At 70.0% G+C, this 16788-nt stretch carries 18 protein-coding genes and 1 pseudogene; 14 read left to right on the top strand and 5 right to left on the bottom strand.

What is annotated here, in order from left to right; translation table 11 throughout:
* Positions 1–166: 166 nt before the first annotated feature.
* Together LPC10_RS10125 and murA are read left to right on the top strand one after the other, a co-directional pair.
* The gene (locus tag LPC10_RS10125; RefSeq protein ID WP_231346559.1) at positions 167–334 is read left to right on the top strand and encodes a hypothetical protein; all 168 of its coding nucleotides are present in this window, start codon (positions 167–169) and stop codon (positions 332–334) included.
* Positions 335–527: 193 nt separating this feature from the next.
* Positions 528–1817: a UDP-N-acetylglucosamine 1-carboxyvinyltransferase gene (gene murA / locus LPC10_RS10120; protein ID WP_231346558.1), complete on the top strand. Its 1290-nt coding sequence runs from the start codon at positions 528–530 to the stop codon at positions 1815–1817.
* Positions 1818–1913: 96 nt separating this feature from the next.
* On the opposite strand, the gene LPC10_RS10115 is transcribed toward murA, so the two are convergent.
* Positions 1914–2294: a hypothetical protein gene (locus LPC10_RS10115; protein ID WP_231346557.1), complete on the bottom strand. Its 381-nt coding sequence runs from the start codon at positions 2292–2294 to the stop codon at positions 1914–1916.
* Between the two features lie 299 nt (positions 2295–2593).
* On the opposite strand from LPC10_RS10115, the gene LPC10_RS10110 reads away from it, so the two are divergent.
* The 5 genes and pseudogenes from LPC10_RS10110 to LPC10_RS10090 all read left to right on the top strand — a co-directional run.
* Entirely contained in the window at positions 2594–3049 is a 456-nt protein-coding gene (locus LPC10_RS10110) for a DUF2948 family protein (RefSeq protein WP_133089534.1), read from the top strand.
* A gap of 31 nt (positions 3050–3080) precedes the next feature.
* Positions 3081–4376 (top strand): histidinol dehydrogenase, encoded by a 1296-nt coding sequence (hisD, locus tag LPC10_RS10105; RefSeq protein ID WP_231346556.1) that lies wholly within the window; start codon positions 3081–3083, stop codon positions 4374–4376.
* Between the two features lie 136 nt (positions 4377–4512).
* Positions 4513–5025 carry a UPF0262 family protein gene (locus LPC10_RS10100; RefSeq protein ID WP_231346555.1) on the top strand — a complete coding sequence of 171 codons (513 nt, stop codon included), beginning with the start codon at positions 4513–4515 and terminating at the stop codon, positions 5023–5025.
* Positions 5026–5313: 288 nt separating this feature from the next.
* Positions 5314–5787: a low molecular weight phosphatase family protein gene (locus LPC10_RS10095; RefSeq protein WP_231346554.1), complete on the top strand. Its 474-nt coding sequence runs from the start codon at positions 5314–5316 to the stop codon at positions 5785–5787.
* 90 nt (positions 5788–5877) lie between these two features.
* A pseudogene (locus LPC10_RS10090) lies at positions 5878–6126 on the top strand (hypothetical protein); the annotation flags it as partial.
* Between the two features lie 236 nt (positions 6127–6362).
* On the opposite strand, the gene LPC10_RS10085 reads toward LPC10_RS10090, so the two are convergent.
* Together LPC10_RS10085 and LPC10_RS10080 are read right to left on the bottom strand one after the other, a co-directional pair.
* Positions 6363–7190 carry an FTR1 family protein gene (locus LPC10_RS10085; RefSeq protein ID WP_231346553.1) on the bottom strand — a complete coding sequence of 276 codons (828 nt, stop codon included), beginning with the start codon at positions 7188–7190 and terminating at the stop codon, positions 6363–6365.
* A gap of 123 nt (positions 7191–7313) precedes the next feature.
* Entirely contained in the window at positions 7314–7643 is a 330-nt protein-coding gene (locus tag LPC10_RS10080; RefSeq protein WP_231346552.1) for a hypothetical protein, read from the bottom strand.
* On the opposite strand from LPC10_RS10080, the gene LPC10_RS10075 reads away from it, so the two are divergent.
* The 4 genes from LPC10_RS10075 (at position 7632) to LPC10_RS10060 (ending at position 10650) form a co-directional block, all read left to right on the top strand.
* Positions 7632–7880 (top strand): hypothetical protein, encoded by a 249-nt coding sequence (locus LPC10_RS10075; protein ID WP_231346551.1) that lies wholly within the window; start codon positions 7632–7634, stop codon positions 7878–7880. The two genes, LPC10_RS10080 and LPC10_RS10075, sit on opposite strands and share 12 nt — an antisense overlap.
* Before the next feature lie 274 nt (positions 7881–8154).
* A complete protein-coding gene (locus tag LPC10_RS10070; protein WP_231346550.1) occupies positions 8155–8616 on the top strand; it encodes a hypothetical protein in 462 nt (153 codons plus the stop codon).
* A 194-nt stretch (positions 8617–8810) separates the two neighbouring features.
* The gene (locus LPC10_RS10065) at positions 8811–9707 is read left to right on the top strand and encodes a diguanylate cyclase (RefSeq protein WP_231346549.1); all 897 of its coding nucleotides are present in this window, start codon (positions 8811–8813) and stop codon (positions 9705–9707) included.
* Positions 9708–9954: 247 nt separating this feature from the next.
* Complete coding sequence (locus LPC10_RS10060) at positions 9955–10650, top strand: response regulator transcription factor (RefSeq protein WP_231346548.1); 696 nt, start codon at positions 9955–9957, stop codon at positions 10648–10650.
* Positions 10651–10686: 36 nt separating this feature from the next.
* Here LPC10_RS10060 and LPC10_RS10055 read toward each other — a convergent pair whose 3' ends face one another.
* A complete protein-coding gene (locus tag LPC10_RS10055) occupies positions 10687–12102 on the bottom strand; it encodes a cytochrome ubiquinol oxidase subunit I (RefSeq protein WP_231346547.1) in 1416 nt (471 codons plus the stop codon).
* Between the two features lie 354 nt (positions 12103–12456).
* On the opposite strand from LPC10_RS10055, the gene LPC10_RS10050 reads away from it, so the two are divergent.
* Positions 12457–13500, top strand: a complete 1044-nt coding sequence (locus tag LPC10_RS10050) for a methyl-accepting chemotaxis protein (RefSeq protein WP_305080634.1) — start codon at positions 12457–12459, stop codon at positions 13498–13500.
* Between the two features lie 146 nt (positions 13501–13646).
* Here LPC10_RS10050 and LPC10_RS10045 read toward each other — a convergent pair whose 3' ends face one another.
* The gene (locus LPC10_RS10045; RefSeq protein WP_231346546.1) at positions 13647–14843 is read right to left on the bottom strand and encodes a DNA topoisomerase IB; all 1197 of its coding nucleotides are present in this window, start codon (positions 14841–14843) and stop codon (positions 13647–13649) included.
* A gap of 83 nt (positions 14844–14926) precedes the next feature.
* On the opposite strand from LPC10_RS10045, the gene LPC10_RS10040 reads away from it, so the two are divergent.
* Both LPC10_RS10040 and LPC10_RS10035 read left to right on the top strand, forming a co-directional pair.
* A complete protein-coding gene (locus LPC10_RS10040; RefSeq protein ID WP_231346545.1) occupies positions 14927–16078 on the top strand; it encodes a glycosyltransferase family 4 protein in 1152 nt (383 codons plus the stop codon).
* Entirely contained in the window at positions 16075–16725 is a 651-nt protein-coding gene (locus LPC10_RS10035; RefSeq protein ID WP_231346544.1) for a methyltransferase, read from the top strand. The genes LPC10_RS10040 and LPC10_RS10035 overlap by 4 nt, the downstream gene beginning before the upstream one ends.
* Positions 16726–16788 lie beyond the last annotated feature (63 nt).

The raw sequence follows: 16788 nt of genomic DNA, 5'->3' as shown, positions 1-16788 counted from the left end.
GGTGACGATGGGTCGCGGCGCGAATCACGGCTCGGCAGATCACGGCTCGGCTTGGCAGGCTGGCGCAGCCATGGGCTCTGAACCGGCGCTGGCGAAGGTCGTGAAACCGCGATACGGCCTCAGTGCGACAGCCGGTTTCAGCGGCGGCATCGTTTCGGAACGCGAGATGGCCACCAAGGACGAGGAGCGCGCGGCACGGCTGAAGGCGGCCCTGCGCGACAACCTGCGCCGCCGCAAGGCACAGGCCCGAGGCCGGGTCGACGACGCGCCCGATGCCGCCCCCGCACCCGGCGCCGAACCTGCAACGAACGAGCGTTCGGCCGGGAAGGATTAGCGGCCATTCCTGCTTCCGCAGCATCGCTGCTCACATCGCGGAGGCGATGCCCAGCACGCAGGATGGAACCGAACGGCCACGCTTCTTCTTTTTGCCGGATACCGCCTATACCTCCACCCTGAACGAGGGGCGCCCCTGCGCCCGGCACGCAAGGCGACCTCCGCGACCGGAACGGAGGGGCTCCGAGGACCCTATGGACCGCATCCACATCACCGGCGGCACGCCGCTCAACGGCACGATCCCGATCTCGGGCGCCAAGAACGCGGCCCTGCCGCTGATGATCGCGAGCCTTCTGACCGGGGAGACGCTGGAACTCATCAACGTGCCGCGGCTCGCCGACATCGCGGCGCTGACGCGCATCCTCGGCAATCACGGCGTCGACCACATGGTCGTCGGCAAGCGGCCCGGCCAAACCACCGAGACCGGCCAGACCGTCCGGCTCACCGCCTCGAACGTCATCGACACCACCGCCCCCTACGATCTCGTCTCGACCATGCGGGCGAGCTTCTGGGTCATCGCGCCCCTGCTCGCCCGCTTCGGCGAGGCCAAGGTGTCCCTGCCCGGCGGCTGCGCGATCGGCACGCGTCCGGTCGACCTGCTGCTCATGGCGCTGGAAAAACTCGGCGCCGAGATCGAGATCGACGGCGGCTACGTCGTCGCCAAGACCAAGAACGGCCTGCGCGGCGCCGAGATCGATTTCCCCAAGGTCACGGTCGGCGGCACCCACGTCGCCCTGATGGCCGCGGCGCTCGCCTATGGCACCACGGTGATCGACAACGCCGCCCGCGAGCCGGAAGTGGTCGATCTCGCCGAGTGCCTGGCCAAGATGGGCGCGCGGATCGAGGGCGCGGGCACCTCCCGCATCGTCGTCGAGGGCGTCGCGCGCCTCGGCGGCGCCCGCCACGAGGTGCTACCCGACCGGATCGAGACCGGCACCTACGCCATGGCGGTGGCGATGACCGGCGGCGACGTCTCCCTCGTCAACACCCGGGCCGACCTGCTCTCGTCGGCCCTCGACACCCTGGCCTCAACCGGCGCCGAGGTCACGAGCCTGCCCGACGGCATCCGCGTGCGTCGCAATGGCGGCGGCATCAACCCAGCGGACGTCACCACCGATCCGTTCCCCGGCTTCCCGACCGACCTCCAGGCGCAGTTCATGGCGCTGATGACGCTGGCCAAGGGCCAGTCGCGCATCCGCGAGACGATCTTCGAGAACCGGTTCATGCACGTGCAGGAGCTGGCGCGGCTGGGCGCCCGGATCCGGCTCGACGGTGACCTCGCCGTGGTCGAGGGCGTGGAGCGGCTGAAGGGCGCGCCGGTGATGGCCACCGACCTGCGCGCCTCCGTTTCACTGGTGATCGGCGCGCTCGCGGCGGAAGGCGAGACGCAGATCAACCGCGTCTACCATCTCGACCGCGGCTTCGAGGCCCTGGAGGCCAAGCTCGGTCGCTGCGGCGCGCAAATCGAACGCGTCCGCGCCTGAGGGCATCCGGCGGAGCCGGCCGTCGGCTCCGCCCTCGCATGGAAGACGGCCTGCACCGCATCGTGCAGGCCGCGCCCGTTCGGCAATCCCGAGAAATCAGCGGCCGACGGCACCGCGCTTGATGCCGAAACCGGGGATGTCGCAGGCGCAGGGCGCGTTCGGCGGCGCGAAGCCCGTCGGGCAACTGCCGCGGGCGGTCACGCAGATGCTGCCACCGCCACGGCCGCCGCGCGGCGGACCCCGGAAGCGCGGACCGTCGTCCTCATCCTCGTAGCGGCGGCGGCGGCCGTAATCCTCGCCGTAGCGGCGCCGGCCGTACCCGTCGTCGTCGTCGCGGGAGCGGCGGCCGTAGCCGTCGTCGCGGCGCGGGCCGTCGTAGCCGTCGCGATAATACTGGGCGCTTGCCGGGCTCGCCACGAACCCGAGGGCCAGGACGACCCCCAAGGTGCGCCCCATGGCCAGAACTCCGCTCTTCATCGTCCTCGTCCCCTCCGGCTGTCTCACCCGGGCCGTCTCACCCAGGCCGTCTCACCCAACCCGTCCTACCCAAGCCATCTCACCAAGGTCATGCTTGGATCATGCTCGGCCTTAGCCCCGCGCTCATGAACGCGCGATGAGCCCGAAAGAGCCTCGGCCTCGCGCAGCCGTACCCGGGCTTGGTGAATCGGATCCTCCCTCGCGAGCCGGCTGCCGGTTGCCGCAGGCGGGTCCCGTCGCTACCTACGCCTCGAAATCCGCTTCCCGCGCGTCCGGTCGGGGAGCCCGGAGCGTCAATGATGGAGCTTCTCAAGCTCGCCGCCCTCGACGTCGAGGATCTCGCCGTCATCTCGGCCCACCTGCAGGACGCGATCCTGCGGGCTGAGGATCTCGCGTGGCTGCCGGGCGAGCACCGCTTCGCCCTGGCGGCGCGCCGCTTCGACTGGTCGGTGCCTCCGGGCGAACCGCCCCGGCGCCGGCTCTCGGGCCTGCATTTCGAGCGGGTGCTGTCGGTGAAGGCCAGGGGCATCACGCCGGGGGCGGCCTCGGGCGAGACCCTGAGCCTGCTGGCCATCACCTTCGAGGAGACCGAGGCCCCCTCCGGATTCGCCACCCTGGTCTTTTCCGGCGGCGCTGCGATCCGCCTCGAACTCGAATGCATCGAGGTGCGCCTGAAGGATCTCGGCCCGGTCTGGCAGGCCGATGGCCGCCCCGACCACGAGGCGGCGCGCAGCCTCGTCGAGAACCGCCCGTGACCCCCCTCCCCCGAACCGCCGATATGATCCGATGATCCGCCTCGACAGCCGCTCCCCTGACTTCGGGGCGTCCTTCAAGCGCCTGCTCGGCCTCAAGCGCGAAATCTCGGAGGATGTGGACGAGACCGTGCGCGGCATCATCGCCGGGGTCGTCTCCGGGGGCGACGCGGCGCTCGTCGATTACACCCGCCGCTTCGACCGGCTCGGCCAGGATTTCTCGGCCGCCGCCCTCCGCATCACCCCCGAGGAGGTGGAGGCGGCGGTGGCCGCCTGTCCGCCCGAGGCCCGCGCCGCCCTGGCGCTCGCCGCCGAGCGGATCGAAGCCTATCACCGCCGCCAGATCCCCGAGGACCACCTCTCCACCGACGACCTCGGCGTCACCGCCGGCTGGCGCTGGACCGCGATCGAATCGGTCGGGCTCTACGTGCCCGGCGGCACGGCGAGCTACCCCTCCTCGGTGCTGATGAACGCGGTGCCGGCGCGCGTGGCCGGCGTGCCGCGCATCGTCATGGTGGTGCCGACCCCGGAAGGGCAGCTCAACCCGCTGGTGCTGGCCGCCGCGCAGCTCTCCGGGATCACCGAGATCTACCGCGTCGGCGGCGCCCAGGCCGTCGCAGCGCTGGCCTATGGCACCGAGAGCATTTCGCCGGTGGCCAAGATCGTCGGCCCCGGCAATGCCTGGGTGGCGGCGGCCAAGCGCCGGGTGTTCGGGCAGGTCGGCATCGACATGATCGCCGGCCCCTCCGAGGTGCTGATCCTGGCCGATGGCCACGCCAACCCCGACTGGATCGCCGCCGACCTCTTGGCCCAGGCCGAGCACGACGAGGCGGCGCAGTCCGTGCTCATCACCGATTCGGATGCGTTGGCCGAGGCGGCGGAGGCGGCGGTGGAACGCGCCCTGACGACGCTGCCGCGTGAAAAGATCGCCCGTGCCAGCTGGCGCGATTACGGCGCGATCATCCGCGTGAGAGACTTCGACGAGGCGGTGCCGCTGGTCGACGCCATCGCGCCCGAGCACCTCGAGATCGAGACGCAGGACGCCGACGCACTCGCGCTGAAAATCCGGAACGCGGGGGCGATCTTCCTCGGGTCGCACACGCCCGAGGCGATCGGCGATTATGTCGGCGGCCCCAACCACGTGCTGCCGACCGCCCGCTCGGCACGGTTCTCCTCGGGTCTCGGCGTGCTCGACTTCATGAAGCGCACGTCGATCCTGCGCTGCGATCCGGCGGCCCTGCGGGCGCTCGGCCCCGCCGCGATCGCTCTGGGCGAATCGGAGGGGCTCGACGGTCACGCCCGCTCGGTGGCGATCCGGCTCAATCTCTGACATCAGCCGGTCGGGGCGCGGACGATCACTTTTCGGGCCGCGCCCGCCGGAACGCTTGCCTGCGGGGCGGGCTTGCGGCTCATGTGACGGCAAGAGGGCGCCCGGATTCGGGCCCCGACGTGAGAAGGCGGCGGCGATGAAGGCCGAACCGAAGCAGGGGGAAGACGGGGCGCCGGAGAAGCCGAGGAACCGGCTTGCGTCGGTGCGCTTCGACGAGGCGTCGATCGGCCGGGGCAATCCCGACCAGGAGCACGAGCGCGCCATCGCGATCTACGACATCCTGGAGGACAACGCCTTCACCCTGCCCGACCGCGACGACGGCCCCTACGCCCTGGTCCTCGGCCTCGTCGAGAACAAGCTGTCCTTCGCCATCGCGACGGAGGCCGGCGAGCCGGTGATGACCCACCTGCTCTCGCTCACCCCGTTCCGCCGGGTCATCCGCGACTACGAGATGATCTGCGAGAGCTATTACAGCGCGATCCGCACCGCCTCGCCGACGCAGATCGAGGCGATCGACATGGGCCGGCGCGGCCTGCACAACGAGGCGTCCGAACTCCTGCGGCAGCGCCTGGAGGGCAAGGTCGATCTCGACCACGACACCGCGCGACGCCTGTTCACCCTGATCTTCGCCCTGCACTGGAAGGGCTGAGGCGAGCCCGGCCCGGCTCCCGGCGGCGGTGAGTGGAATAAGGCCCGGGACGCCGCGAACGGCATGGCAGAATCCTGCCGAGACAGGGATGCGCCCGGCAAAACGATGCGCTTTCGGGAAGTCCGGGGCGGTCCTATATCAGCGTGTGCACGAGCACGTCACGAAACGCCCGATCCGTGGTGCATCGGCGCGAGAGGACGGGGGCGCTTCGCGAGAGGGCACGGTGTCTGCATCGACTTTTCCGACCGGCCGGCGCCCTTCCCTCGGAACCCTGCTCTCAGGCAGGGCATGACGGACGACGCCATCCCGGGGACCGGGCCGAAGAAGCAGCGGGTCCAGTCGGTCCTGTTTATGTGCAATTTCAACGCGGTGCGCTCGCTGGCGGCGGAGGCGATCGCGCGCCACTATTTTGGCAAGTCCACCTACGTGCAGTCGGCCGGCGTGCGCTCGGGTGAGCCGAGCGACCCGTTCATGATCGCGGCGCTCGACGAGATCGGCATCGACGCTGCCCGCCACAAGCCGCGGACCATCGAGCAGCTCGAGGATTGGGAAGGGCTGAACTTCGACCTGATCATCACCCTGTCGCCGGAGGCCCACCACCGGGCGCTCGAACTGACGCACACCCTGGCGGCGGATGTCGAGTACTGGCCGACGCCGGACCCGACCCTGGTGCAGGACGGCACCCGCGAGCAGCGCCTCGACGGCTACCGCGACGTGCGTGACGGCCTGACCTACCGGATCAAGTCCCGACTGAAGGGGTGAGGGCGTTGCGTGAAGATCCGTGACCGCGAGGGTGACATCTTTGCCGGGCCGGAACGCGTCCTCGTCCACGACTGCGACGCCTTCGGCAAGATGGGTGCCGGCCTCGCGCGGCAGGTCAAGCGGCGCTGCCCGGAGGCTTTTTGCGCCTACCGCGCGGCCTTCGAGAGCTCGAACGATCCGGAAGCGGGCCTGCCGCTCGGCAGCGCGACCTGGGTCCGCGCCGCCGACGGGCGCCTCATCGTCAACGCGGTGACGCAGCGCGACGATGGGCGGGCGAAGGGACGCGTCTCCGTCGATGACGAGGCGGTGCGGACGGTCCTGCGCGCCATCGATGCGCGCGCCCGCAGGGACGGATTCGAGGCGGTCGCTTTCCCGCTCATCGGCGCCGGGCTCGCGGGCGGGATCGTGGACGATCCTTTCGCAGATCATCGAGGCGGAGGCACGGGCCTTCGAGCCCGTGGTCTACCTGTTCGACGGGATACGGCCCGAGTCCTGACGCGACCAGTCCCCGACGCGTCGCGTCGATCGGCGGCGGCGGCCGGCGCCCACCTCGGACAGGGGCGCCGGCTCGCGGATCAGGAGGCCGCCGAGACCGGCCGGCCCTCGCTGGCCGTCTTATCGTTTCCCTTGCGCAGGAGGCTGACGAGAGCAGCCGCCACGGCCACGGTCAGGATCACGAGCTGGGTGCCGAGCGCCTCCCAGCTTCCGTTGCTCAGGCCCCAATCGGAAACGAAGGCGGGCACGCCCTCGGTGGTGAAGGGGATCAGCGCCTGCTCCTGAAGCTCCTGGAACGCCTCGCCGACCATCCGCAGGCCCATGAAGAACAGGAAGGCCGAGGTCACGATGAACATCGGGCGCAGCGGCAGGCGCAGGGCCAGCCACTGCATCGCCACGAACATCGCCACCAACGCCACCGCCGCCGCGGCCAGCCCGCTCAGGAGCGAGGCGTCGAAGCCGTTGGCTGTCTTGGCCAGGGCGTGGACGAACAGGATCGTCTCAGCACCCTCGCGGAACACCGCGAGGAAGGCGATGCCGGCCAGCGACAGCACGGTGCCCGCGCCCAGCGCCCGCTCGGCGAGCCGGTTGAGATCGGCCTGCCACGCCTTCGGGTCCTGGCGAACGAACATCCAGCCGCTCATGTAGAACAGCAGCACCGCCGCCGCGAGCATCACGCCGGCCTCGAACAGGTCGCTGTGGTTGCCGTCGTAGAAGGTCGCGAACACCCAAGCCATGACCGCGCTGGCGGCGACGGCGGCGAGCGCGCCCATATAGACCGGTGCGATCCGCTCCGCCGCATTCGCGCGGCGAAGGAAGGCGGCGAGCGCCGCGATCACCAGCAGAGCTTCCAGTCCCTCGCGGAACAGGATGATGAAAGCCTGCACGAACGTCGATCCGTCCGCCATCCGATTGCTCCCGTTTCGATCCGCTTGACGCACGTCCCGGCGGATTGTCTTCCTCAACCGCAGCGCCACTCCACACAGCGCCGCCAATACTTGTCACGCCATCGTAATATTCTGATGCAAATCTCAGCTTAGAAACGTTCCTAACAAGAAGATCAGATCATTTTCCGACGACCAAACGGCGTTCTTCGCCTCGCGTGCCAGTACAACTCTTTGCCCCGTCTTCGCAAGCATCGGGCTTGAGACGGCAAAATCGCGCCGCCGCGCCGCGGTCTGACCGCGGATGGTAGACAAATTTTCGCCGCTTTCTCGAAATTGGCGCGAAACCCAACGGCCACGTTGGGGATTGTTGATGCAAGATGCCGTGGCGCCTGCAAGGCGGACCACCGGCCGCACCAACTGAACCGTTGAAGCGCGCCCGCCACGGCGCGCGGGCAGGATATCATGATCGCGCATTCCTCCGCCGCGGCCGCCTTCGCCGGCCTCGTTCTGATCGGCTTGTCCGCGCCCCCGGCCCTCGCCGCCCCGGCCGCCAGCCGCAGCACCACGCAAATCGCGGAGGCCACGCAGGTCTCCCAGACGTCCGTGGCCGCGGACAGCGAGGAGGACAGCGCCAATTGCAACAAGCAGCGCCGTCGCCTGTGGATCGAGGGGGAAGGCTGGATCGTTCGTCGCGTCACGATCTGTCGCTGAGCGCACTCGCGCGGCAGAACCGCCACCCGCCTCATACCAAATCCGGATGCCTCCTTCAGGATGCCGGATGTGGCCGTGGCGGGATCCCTCCTCGGGCGCCGCGCGGGCTGGCTGATCCGCTCCCCGCTCTGACCAAGCGGAGACCGTATCAGTACTCTGCATCGGCTGGCGGGACGGGGGTCGGGGGAACGAGCATGGGTGCGGCCGCTTTCATACCGTGACTCGCGTCGTGAATCGCGCGCCTCGGCCTGCGCCACCGGAGAAGTCTCGATCCATGCGCCGCACCCTACGTCCCGCCCTCGTCCGCGCCGCCGGCCTTGCCACCCTGCTCGTGCTCGGCACCGCTTCGGGGGCTTCCGCCGACCCGTATGGCTATGCCTACGGATATAGCGATGGCGGGTACCGCTTTGCCGGCCCGGTGGTCGAGGGTGCCTATCTCGGCGCGCCGTTCACCCGGCTTCCCAGCACGAGCCGGATCGTACCGCCGGCCTGGGGCTACGGCACCTACGGCGTCCCCACGGTGGCGGGCATCCGGGACGCGCCGGTCGCGCGCCCGACGCTCACCGTGATCGAGCGACAAGGCTCGGTCAGGAGCCGTCCCGCGATCCGTCGGCCGAGTGCCCGCGTCCTCACGAAAGACTCCAAGGGGATCTGGACCGATCCGGGCCCGCGATCCGAGGGCGCAGTGGGCGGCGCGCAGGTGGTTTCGGTCCGGGTGCCGGCCCGCACGCGGTAATCCCGATGGGGGATAGTGGGGCCCTGCCGGCGCCACGCGCGCGGCAGCGCTGCCTTCGACGACCCTTCGTGTCTCTCACGAAACGCCCGCTGCGCTGTCCTCGCCGGAGCGAGAACGGTCGGTGGCCGGGAGTTGTGTGAGGCACTCTTAACTTGTCTTGTGCACAATCTCCCTCGTTCAAGGGGGCCAGCGCCGTGCACATCGTCATCGTGGATTCGAGCCGCGTCGTCCTGCGAATCGTGGCGGGCATGCTCGAACCGCGCGGACATGTCGTGTCGCAATTCATCGATTCCGCCGAGGCGCTTGCCTACGTCACCGAAAATCCCGCGGTCCGCGCCCTGATCACCAGCCTGGAGGTCCGGCCGCTGAGCGGGTTGGAACTGTGCTGGTCGGCCCGCCTGCTGGCCGAGTCGAGCCGCCCGCTCTCGATCATCGCCATGTCCTCGGCCCGCAACGCCCGCAACCTCGCCGAGGCGCTGGACAGCGGCGCCGACGACTTCATCGACAAGCCGCCGGGCGCCGAGGAATTGCAGGCGCGCCTGCGGGCCGCCGAGCGCCTCACCACGCTTCAGGGCGACCTGATCCGGCTCGCCGAGACCGATCCGCTCACCGGCCTGCTCAACCGCCGCGCGTTCCTGCTCCACACGCGGGAGGCCGCCAACAAGACCGGCGCGTTCGGACATCTCTGCGCCGTCCTCCTCGACATCGACCACTTCAAGCGCATCAACGACGAGCACGGGCACGATGTCGGCGACGCGGCGATCAAGGCGGTGGCCGGGCTGCTCGAGGCGGAAGGCATTTCCGGGCGTCTGGGCGGCGAGGAGTTCGCGGTGGTGCTTCCCGGGCTGCGCCTCACCGAGGCCGAGGCCGTCGCATCGCGCCTGCGCCTGAAGGCGTCCGACCTGCGCATCCGTTCGCCCAAGGGCCCCGTGCGCCTCACCTGCAGCTTCGGCGTCAGCGCGTGGTCCGAGGGCGAGACCATCGACGGCCTTCTGAAACGGGCGGATATCGCCCTGTACGAGGCCAAGACCACGGGTCGCAATCGCGTGGTCTCGGCGATGACCGACCTCATCCTCTCCCGGACGGCCTGACCCGGCGACGGTCACGCGCGCCGCAAGTGGGTCCGCCACCGCGCCGAAGCGGGAAGCGGCCTGTTTTCGGTCATCTCCCGCCTCCGCTTTCCGCCCCCGCTCGTCTCGAAGCGGGACAGCGGCTGCCGGACGGCTCCGCGCGGGGTCATTTTGGCGCCTGAATCACCCCTAAGCCGCTGGAACGACTCTTGTTCTTTCTTCTCCGCACGAGCCGCACCGTTCTGCGGCGGGACGAGAGGGGAGCGGCATGAGTCAAGCCGTCAGTCATACCGCCGGCCACACCGCCAGCAGGGCCGTCGCGTTGTTGATCGTCGATGAGGCGGCCGGACTGGACGACCGGCTGCGGGCCGGGCTGGAGCACGCGCCGGCCCTGCGCACGATCGGGGAGGACGAACTCGTCCGGGGCGGTCCGGTGCCGGTCGTGGCGCTGGTCCCGGTGGACGGCGCCGGCGCGGGAGCGGGCTGCCTCCGGATCGCGACCTTGCGCGAAGGCCGGCCCTGGCTGCGGGTGCTGGCGGTGTTCCGAACCCTCGACGCCCCGGCGATGAACCGGCTGATCGCGGCGGGAGCCGACGCCTTCATCGGCGCGGGCACACCGGCCGAGGAGGTCTGCGCCAGCGTGCTCGCCCTCGCGAACGGGGTTTCGCCCGCGCCGTCGGCCGCCCGTTCCGCGGACGACGACCTGGGCATCGGCCTCACGCCCCGCGAGGCGGAGGTTCTGCGCTTCCTCAGCGCCGGCTTCAGCAACAAGGAGGTCGCCCGCCGGCTCTCCCTGAGCGTGCGGACGGTCGAGACCCACCGGCTGAACCTGCGCCGCAAGACGCAGACCGGCCGCCTGAAGGATCTCGTCAAGCTCGCCCGCCAGCTCGGCCTCGCCCCGGTCCTCGACGCCGAGACGCCGCGCAGCCCGGCCCGCCATACACCGCTCTCCGCCCGAGTCTGAGGCTCGCGCGCCGAGCCGCGCGCCTCCCTAAAGGCGTCAGGTCGCGCGGGCCTCCAGTTGCTCGTCCAGCGCCGAGAGCGGCCGCTTGGGCTTGCGACCGACATGATCACCCGGCACCGAGGGCTCGAACGGCTCGGGACCTTTGCGCAGAAGCTTGGCGAGGTAGTAGCTGCCGAAGCCGAAGATGATCGCGTAGGCGACGATGAAGGCGATGAGCGAGGTCGTCACGGCCTGGGCGGTGAGCGGGGAATGGGCGTCCGCCGTCTTGAGCAGACCGTAGACGATGTAGGGCTGCCGCCCGATCTCGGCGGTGAACCAGCCGAAGATCACCGCACCGAACCCCGACGGCGTCATCAGCATGGCGCAGGTGAGGAAGGCGCGGTTCGTGAACAGCGTCCCCTTCCGTCGCAGCCACAGGCTCCACAGGCTCAAAAGCAGCATCGCCATGCCGATCGCGACCATGATGCGGAAGGAATAGAAGACGGGCCAGACCGGCGGGCGCTTGTCGGGCGTGACATCCTTGAGGCCCGGCACCACGCCGGAGAAGTCGTGGGTGAGGATGAAGGAGCCGAGCTTCGGGATGCCGATCTCGAAGTCGTTGCGCTCGGCCTCCATGTTCGGGATGGCGAACAGCAGCAGCGGCATGTTGGCCTGCCGGTCCCAGTTCGCCTCGATCGCCGCGAGCTTGGTCGGCTGATGCTTCAGTACCGCCAGACCATGCGAATCGCCGACGAAGATCTGGATCGGCGTGAAGATCACCGCGAACCACATCGCCATCGACAGCGAGACCCGGGCTCCCTGCACCTTCTCCGGCGGCTCCTTGCGGGCCCGCAGGATCATCCAGGCGGCCATGCCGGCCACCGCGAAGGCGGTCGTGAGGAAGCAGCCGAGCACCATGTGCGCGTAGCGGATCGGGAAGCTCGGATTGAAGATCACCTGCCACCAGTCGGTGGCGACCGCCCGGCCGTTCTCGATGGTGAAGCCGGCCGGCGTCTGCATCCAGGAATTGGCCGAGAGGATCCAGAAGGCCGAGATCAGCGTGCCGAGCGAGACCATGCAGGTCGACAGGAAGTGCAGCCGGTCGCCGACCCGGTCCCAGCCGAACAGCATGATCCCGAGGAAACCCGCCTCAAGGAAGAAGGCGGTGATGACCTCGTACTGGATCAGCGGTCCCAGTACGTTGCCGGTGAAATCGGAGTAGACGGACCAGTTCGTGCCGAGCTGGTAGCTCATCACGATCCCTGAGACGACGCCGAGGCCGAAGGAGACCGCGAAGGCCTTCACCCAGAAGCGATAGAGCACCCGATACATCGGGTTGCGCGTCCACAGCCACTGCGCCTCCAGCCGCACGAGGAAGGCGGCGAGGCCGATGGTGAAGGCCGGAAAGATGATGTGGAAGGCCATCGTGAAGCCGAACTGGATGCGCGAGAGCATCAGGGCGTCGAGTTCCATCGCTTCACCTTCCTGACCGTCGAGCGGCCGCGATCCGAACGCAGCGGCGGGGATCGTGCGGCACGGTGAGCCACGGCGATCTCTTGCTCAACCGGATTTTTGAACGGTGGTTCGCGGCGGCCGGCGATTGCGGGGCGTCGCGGCGGCACTGGGCGACGGGCCCTCGGCGGCGTCGCGGGATCCGGATCGACCCGACTTTCGGATTTGCCTTCTTCCCGATGTTACGCTTTCGCCATCGGCACTATCTCATCTTAGATCTATGTTAATCTCAAAAATTGGAAGAATGACCCACACGCAGACCGGGTCATCGCCATGGCGGCACCAGCATCAGTTCTCTCCCCGTTCCCGGAAGCGATGACGCAGCAGCCGGCGAGGGGGCCGACGACCATCGCGGACATGACCCGCGAAGTCGGACGAATCGCCGGGGATCGGGTCGGACGCATCCGGCAGATCACCGCCCAGGCGAAGATGCTGGCTCTCAACGCCCTGATCGAGGCGGCCCGTGCCGGGGAGCACGGGCGCGGTTTCTCGGTGGTGGCGCAGGAGGTGCGCGGCATCGGTGCCGAGATCGAGGCGCTGGCGCAGGAACTCGAGACCGGACTGACGACGCGGATCGCCGAATTGCAGCAGGGCGTCGATGCGATGACGGCCAGGGCGCAGGGCGAGCGCTTGATCGATCTCTCCCTCAACGCCATCGAACTGATCGACCGGAACCTCTACGAACGGACCTGCGACGTGCGCTGGTGGGCCACCGACGCGGCCGTGGTCGCCTGCGCCGCCCGGCCGATCGAGAACGGGGTGGCCGACCATGCGACGCAGCGGCTCGGGGTGATCCTCTCGGCTTATACCGTCTACCTCGATCTCTGGCTGTGCGGCCGCGACGGGACCGTGCTCGCCAACGGCCGGCCCGACCGCTACCCCGGCATTCGCGGGCGCAGCGTCGCGGGAGAGATGTGGTTCCGGGACGCGATCCGCCTTGCGAGCGGCGACGACTACGTTCCCGGCAACGTCCGCTGCGAGGCACAGCTCGGCGGCGCGCAGGTCGCGACCTACGCCGCCGGCATCTACGGGACGGGCGGCGGACCGGCCTGTGGCGTCCTGGCCATCCACTTCGATTGGGAATCCCAGGCGAAGGCCATCGTCGAGGGCGTGCGGATCGCGCGGGAGGATCGGGGGCGCACCCGCGTGCTTCTGGTGGACGCGCAACGCCGCATCCTGGCTGCCTCCGACGGCAAGGGCATCCTCACCGAAACGCTCGCCGCGGACCTGAACGGGCGGGACAGCGGTCTCGTCCGCGATCCCCGAACCGGCGCCGTGACGGCGTTCCATCGGACGCCGGGCTACGAGAGCTATCGTGGGCTCGGCTGGTACGGCGCCATCGTCCAAAGCGGGGCGTGATCGGACGCGCAGTCCACCGAGCTGCACGCCGTCAGGCTGGAGGAAGCCCGCCCGCGGGTCGCGTTCCGTGCGTTGCGCCGACGCCGCCGCAGCTCAGGCAATCGACGCGGCGGCTCGTCATCATCGCCGACGGACGTGAGGGCGGCTCATGCCGCCCGGCGACCGCCGGAGGTGCGCTTCGTGCCGGTCGGCTTCGCCTTGCGGCCTCCGGTCTGGCGCGGCGGCGCGATCTTCGCCGTGCCGCCGGGATCGGCCCCAGCGGCCTTCGTCGCCCGCTCCAGCCGCCCCCGCAGCAGGCTCAGCACCGCCGCCTCCTCCGGGCGCAGGGCATCGAGGCCGTTCTTGAGTTCACCCTCGACCGCCTCCTTCACCTGCAGCAGCATTCCGCCTTCGAGGTAGCAGTCGAGGATCTGCGGGTGGATGTAGCACTTGCGGCAGATGGTCGGCGTGTTGCCGAGCCGCCCGGCGACCGACTCGATCGCCGCGCGAAGGTTCTTCTTGGCCTTGGCCGCGTTGTCGAACGCCTCAAACTCCCGCAGCGCCAGGGCGGCGAGCACGGTGCCGGCCCAGGTGCGGAAATCCTTTGCCGTGAAATCCTCGCCCGTGATCTCGCGGAGATACGCGTTCACGTCGGAGGAGGTGACGTCGCGCCGCTCGCCCTCGTCGTCGAGATACTGAAACAGCTCCTGGCCAGGCAAGTCCTGGCAGGCCTTGACGATCTTGGCGACGCGCCGGTCGCGCACCGAGACCGACCATTCCTTGCCGCTCTTGCCCTTGAAGCGGAAGCGCATCTCGGAGCCGGCGATCTTCACGTGCGGATCGCGCAGGGTGGTGAGGCCGTAGCTCTTGTTGGAGCGGGCGTAATCGTCGTTGCCGACGCGGATCAGCGTGGTCTCCAGCAGGTGGACCACGGTGGCGAGCACCTTTTCCCGCGGCAGGCCGCGCTTGCCCATATCGGCGTCGATCCGCGCGCGGATGCCCGGCAGCGCCTCGGCGAAGGCCATGATGCGGTGGAACTTCGAGGCCTCCCGCGCCTCGCGGAAGCGGGGATGGTAGCGGTACTGCTTGCGCCCCTTCTCGTCGCGCCCGGTCGCCTGGATATGGCCGTTGGGGTGCGGGCAGATCCACACATCCGTGTAGGCCGGCGGGATCGCGAGGCTTTTCAGCCGGGCGACTTCTTTCGGATCGCTCACCGCCGCGCCTTTCGGGTCGATGTAGCGGAAGCCCTTGCCGTTGCGCTTGCGCCGCAGGCCGGGCTTCGAATCGTCCACGTAGCGCAGGCCCGCATCCCGCGCGGCCTCGCGGGGATCGACCACGCCGGCTCCGGCCTCCTCCGACAGCATCACGCCCTCCCGTATCCGTGGGGCGACAACCGGGCGGAAGCCTGCGCTGTTCCGGAGCATCCCCCGTGCTATGGCCAGGCACGATGACTGCCTTAGCCTCCCCCTACGCCGGCAAAAACCTCGTCTTCGTCGTCACGGAGGACTGGTTCTTCGCCTCGCATTTCCTGCCGATGGCCCACGCCGCCCTCGAGATGGGACTCTCGGTCGCGGTGGTGACGCGGGTGCGCGCGCACCGCGCCGTGATCGAAGCGGCCGGCATCCGGGTGGTGCCGCTCGAAGCGGAGCGCTCCAGCCTGAACCCGATGGAGGCCGGCTACGCCGCGGGGCAGCTCTCGGGCATCCTGAAGGCGCTCAAGGCCGACATCGTCCATTGCATCGCGCTGCGCGGCATCCTCGTCGGTGGCACGGCGGCGGCGATGGCGGGCATCCCGCGCCGGGTCTTCGCGTTGACCGGTCTCGGCCTGCTCGGCGCCCGCGCGGACGCGACCGGGCGGCTGTCCCGGCTGGCGCTGAAGGGCTTGATCCGCGGGCCGCTCGCGAGCCGGCAGACCCGCTTCCTGTTCGAGAACCCGGACGACGCCCGCGCGCTCGGCCTCGACCCGTCCGACACCGCCGTCACCCTGGTCGGCGGTGCAGGCGTCGATCCCGACGCCTTCGCGCCGCGCCCCCTGCCGCCGCCCTCTCCGCTCAAGGTCGCCATCGTCGCGCGGATGCTGTGGTCGAAGGGCATCGACGTCGCGGTCGAGGCGGTGCGGCAGGCGCGTGCCGAGGGCGTGGCGGTGGAGCTGTCGCTCTACGGCGCGCCCGATCCCTCGAACCGCCGGGCGATCCCCGAGGCGACCCTGCGGGAGTGGTCGCGCGACGGCATCGCATGGCACGGCCCGACGGCGGACGTCGCCAGCGTCTTCGCCGCCCACCATGTCGGCGCCCTGCCCTCCCGCGGCGGCGAGGGTCTGCCGCGCATGCTGCTGGAGGCGGCGGCTTGCGGCCGTGCCATCCTCACCAGCGACGTACCGGGCTGCCGCGACCTCGTGCGCGACGGCCGCGAAGGGCTGCTCGTGCCGCCGGGCGACGCCGCGGCGCTCGCCGCCGCGCTGAGCCGGCTCGCGGCCGATCCGGCGCTCGTCGCGCGGATGGGGACGGCGGCGCGGGCGCGCATCCTCGAGGGCGGCTACACCGAAGCGGCCGTGGCCGAGACGGTGGCGGGGCTCTACGCGGAGCTTCTCGCCCCGTGACACCGGTTCGCGATCCCGTCCGCTTCATCCGCGAGCACACGGCCCTGCGGACCGTTCCGCACGCCCCCGAGATCGTGCTGCACGTCGCCGACGAGGCGACCGCGCTGTGGCAGAAGACCGAGGAGGAGCTGGAGGCGATCGGCCTGCCGCCGCCATTCTGGGCCTTCGCCTGGGCCGGCGGGCAGGCGCTCGCCCGCTTCATCCTCGACAACCCCGCCACGGTGGCCGGGCGGCGGGTGATCGATTTCGCCTCGGGCTCGGGCCTCGTCGCCATCGCCGCGGCGAAGGCCGGCGCGGCCCACGTCATCGCGAGCGACCTCGATCCCTTCGCGCTGCACGCGATCCCGCTCAACGCCGCGGCCAACGGTGTGGCGGACCGCATCACCGCGGAGGGCCACGACCTGATCGGCACCGATGCCGATTGCGTGCTCGCCGCCGACATCTTCTACGAGCGCGACCTCGCCGCCGCGGTCGGCGGCTGGCTCGGCGATCTGCACGGACGCGGACGCACCGTCCTGATCGGTGATCCCGGCCGCTCCTACCTGCCCCGCGAGCGGCTCGTCCCGGTCGCGACCTACGAGGTGCCCGTGACGCGGGCGCTGGAGGATGCCGAGATCAAACGCTCCTCGGTCTGGCGCTTCGCCTGATCCGGCGCCGCGGCCGGCCTTGCCGCCCTGGCCCGGATCGCGCATCCGGCGGGAAGCTCCATC

Source organism: Methylorubrum sp. B1-46, assembly GCF_021117295.1.
Classification (GTDB): domain Bacteria; phylum Pseudomonadota; class Alphaproteobacteria; order Rhizobiales; family Beijerinckiaceae; genus Methylobacterium.
The sequence above is the reverse complement of the archived record's forward strand: the minus strand, read 5'-3'. Positions and strand labels throughout refer to the sequence as shown.

What these genes read in the sequence shown, in the direction of transcription:
- LPC10_RS10100 (WP_231346555.1), top strand. Translation starts at nt 4,513, where the DNA reads ATGAAGGCCGAACCGAAGCAGGGGGAAGACGGGGCGCCGGAGAAGCCG.
- LPC10_RS10045 (WP_231346546.1), bottom strand. Translation starts at nt 14,843, where the DNA reads ATGCTGTCGGAGGAGGCCGGAGCCGGCGTGGTCGATCCCCGCGAGGCC.
- LPC10_RS10125 (WP_231346559.1), top strand. Translation starts at nt 167, where the DNA reads ATGGCCACCAAGGACGAGGAGCGCGCGGCACGGCTGAAGGCGGCCCTG.
- hisD (WP_231346556.1), top strand. Translation starts at nt 3,081, where the DNA reads ATGATCCGCCTCGACAGCCGCTCCCCTGACTTCGGGGCGTCCTTCAAG.
- LPC10_RS10070 (WP_231346550.1), top strand. Translation starts at nt 8,155, where the DNA reads ATGCGCCGCACCCTACGTCCCGCCCTCGTCCGCGCCGCCGGCCTTGCC.
- LPC10_RS10085 (WP_231346553.1), bottom strand. Translation starts at nt 7,190, where the DNA reads ATGGCGGACGGATCGACGTTCGTGCAGGCTTTCATCATCCTGTTCCGC.
- LPC10_RS10080 (WP_231346552.1), bottom strand. Translation starts at nt 7,643, where the DNA reads ATGCGCGATCATGATATCCTGCCCGCGCGCCGTGGCGGGCGCGCTTCA.
- LPC10_RS10055 (WP_231346547.1), bottom strand. Translation starts at nt 12,102, where the DNA reads ATGGAACTCGACGCCCTGATGCTCTCGCGCATCCAGTTCGGCTTCACG.
- murA (WP_231346558.1), top strand. Translation starts at nt 528, where the DNA reads ATGGACCGCATCCACATCACCGGCGGCACGCCGCTCAACGGCACGATC.
- LPC10_RS10095 (WP_231346554.1), top strand. Translation starts at nt 5,314, where the DNA reads ATGACGGACGACGCCATCCCGGGGACCGGGCCGAAGAAGCAGCGGGTC.
- LPC10_RS10040 (WP_231346545.1), top strand. Translation starts at nt 14,927, where the DNA reads ATGACTGCCTTAGCCTCCCCCTACGCCGGCAAAAACCTCGTCTTCGTC.
- LPC10_RS10050 (WP_305080634.1), top strand. Translation starts at nt 12,457, where the DNA reads ATGACGCAGCAGCCGGCGAGGGGGCCGACGACCATCGCGGACATGACC.
- LPC10_RS10115 (WP_231346557.1), bottom strand. Translation starts at nt 2,294, where the DNA reads ATGAAGAGCGGAGTTCTGGCCATGGGGCGCACCTTGGGGGTCGTCCTG.
- LPC10_RS10110 (WP_133089534.1), top strand. Translation starts at nt 2,594, where the DNA reads ATGGAGCTTCTCAAGCTCGCCGCCCTCGACGTCGAGGATCTCGCCGTC.
- LPC10_RS10060 (WP_231346548.1), top strand. Translation starts at nt 9,955, where the DNA reads ATGAGTCAAGCCGTCAGTCATACCGCCGGCCACACCGCCAGCAGGGCC.
- LPC10_RS10075 (WP_231346551.1), top strand. Translation starts at nt 7,632, where the DNA reads ATGATCGCGCATTCCTCCGCCGCGGCCGCCTTCGCCGGCCTCGTTCTG.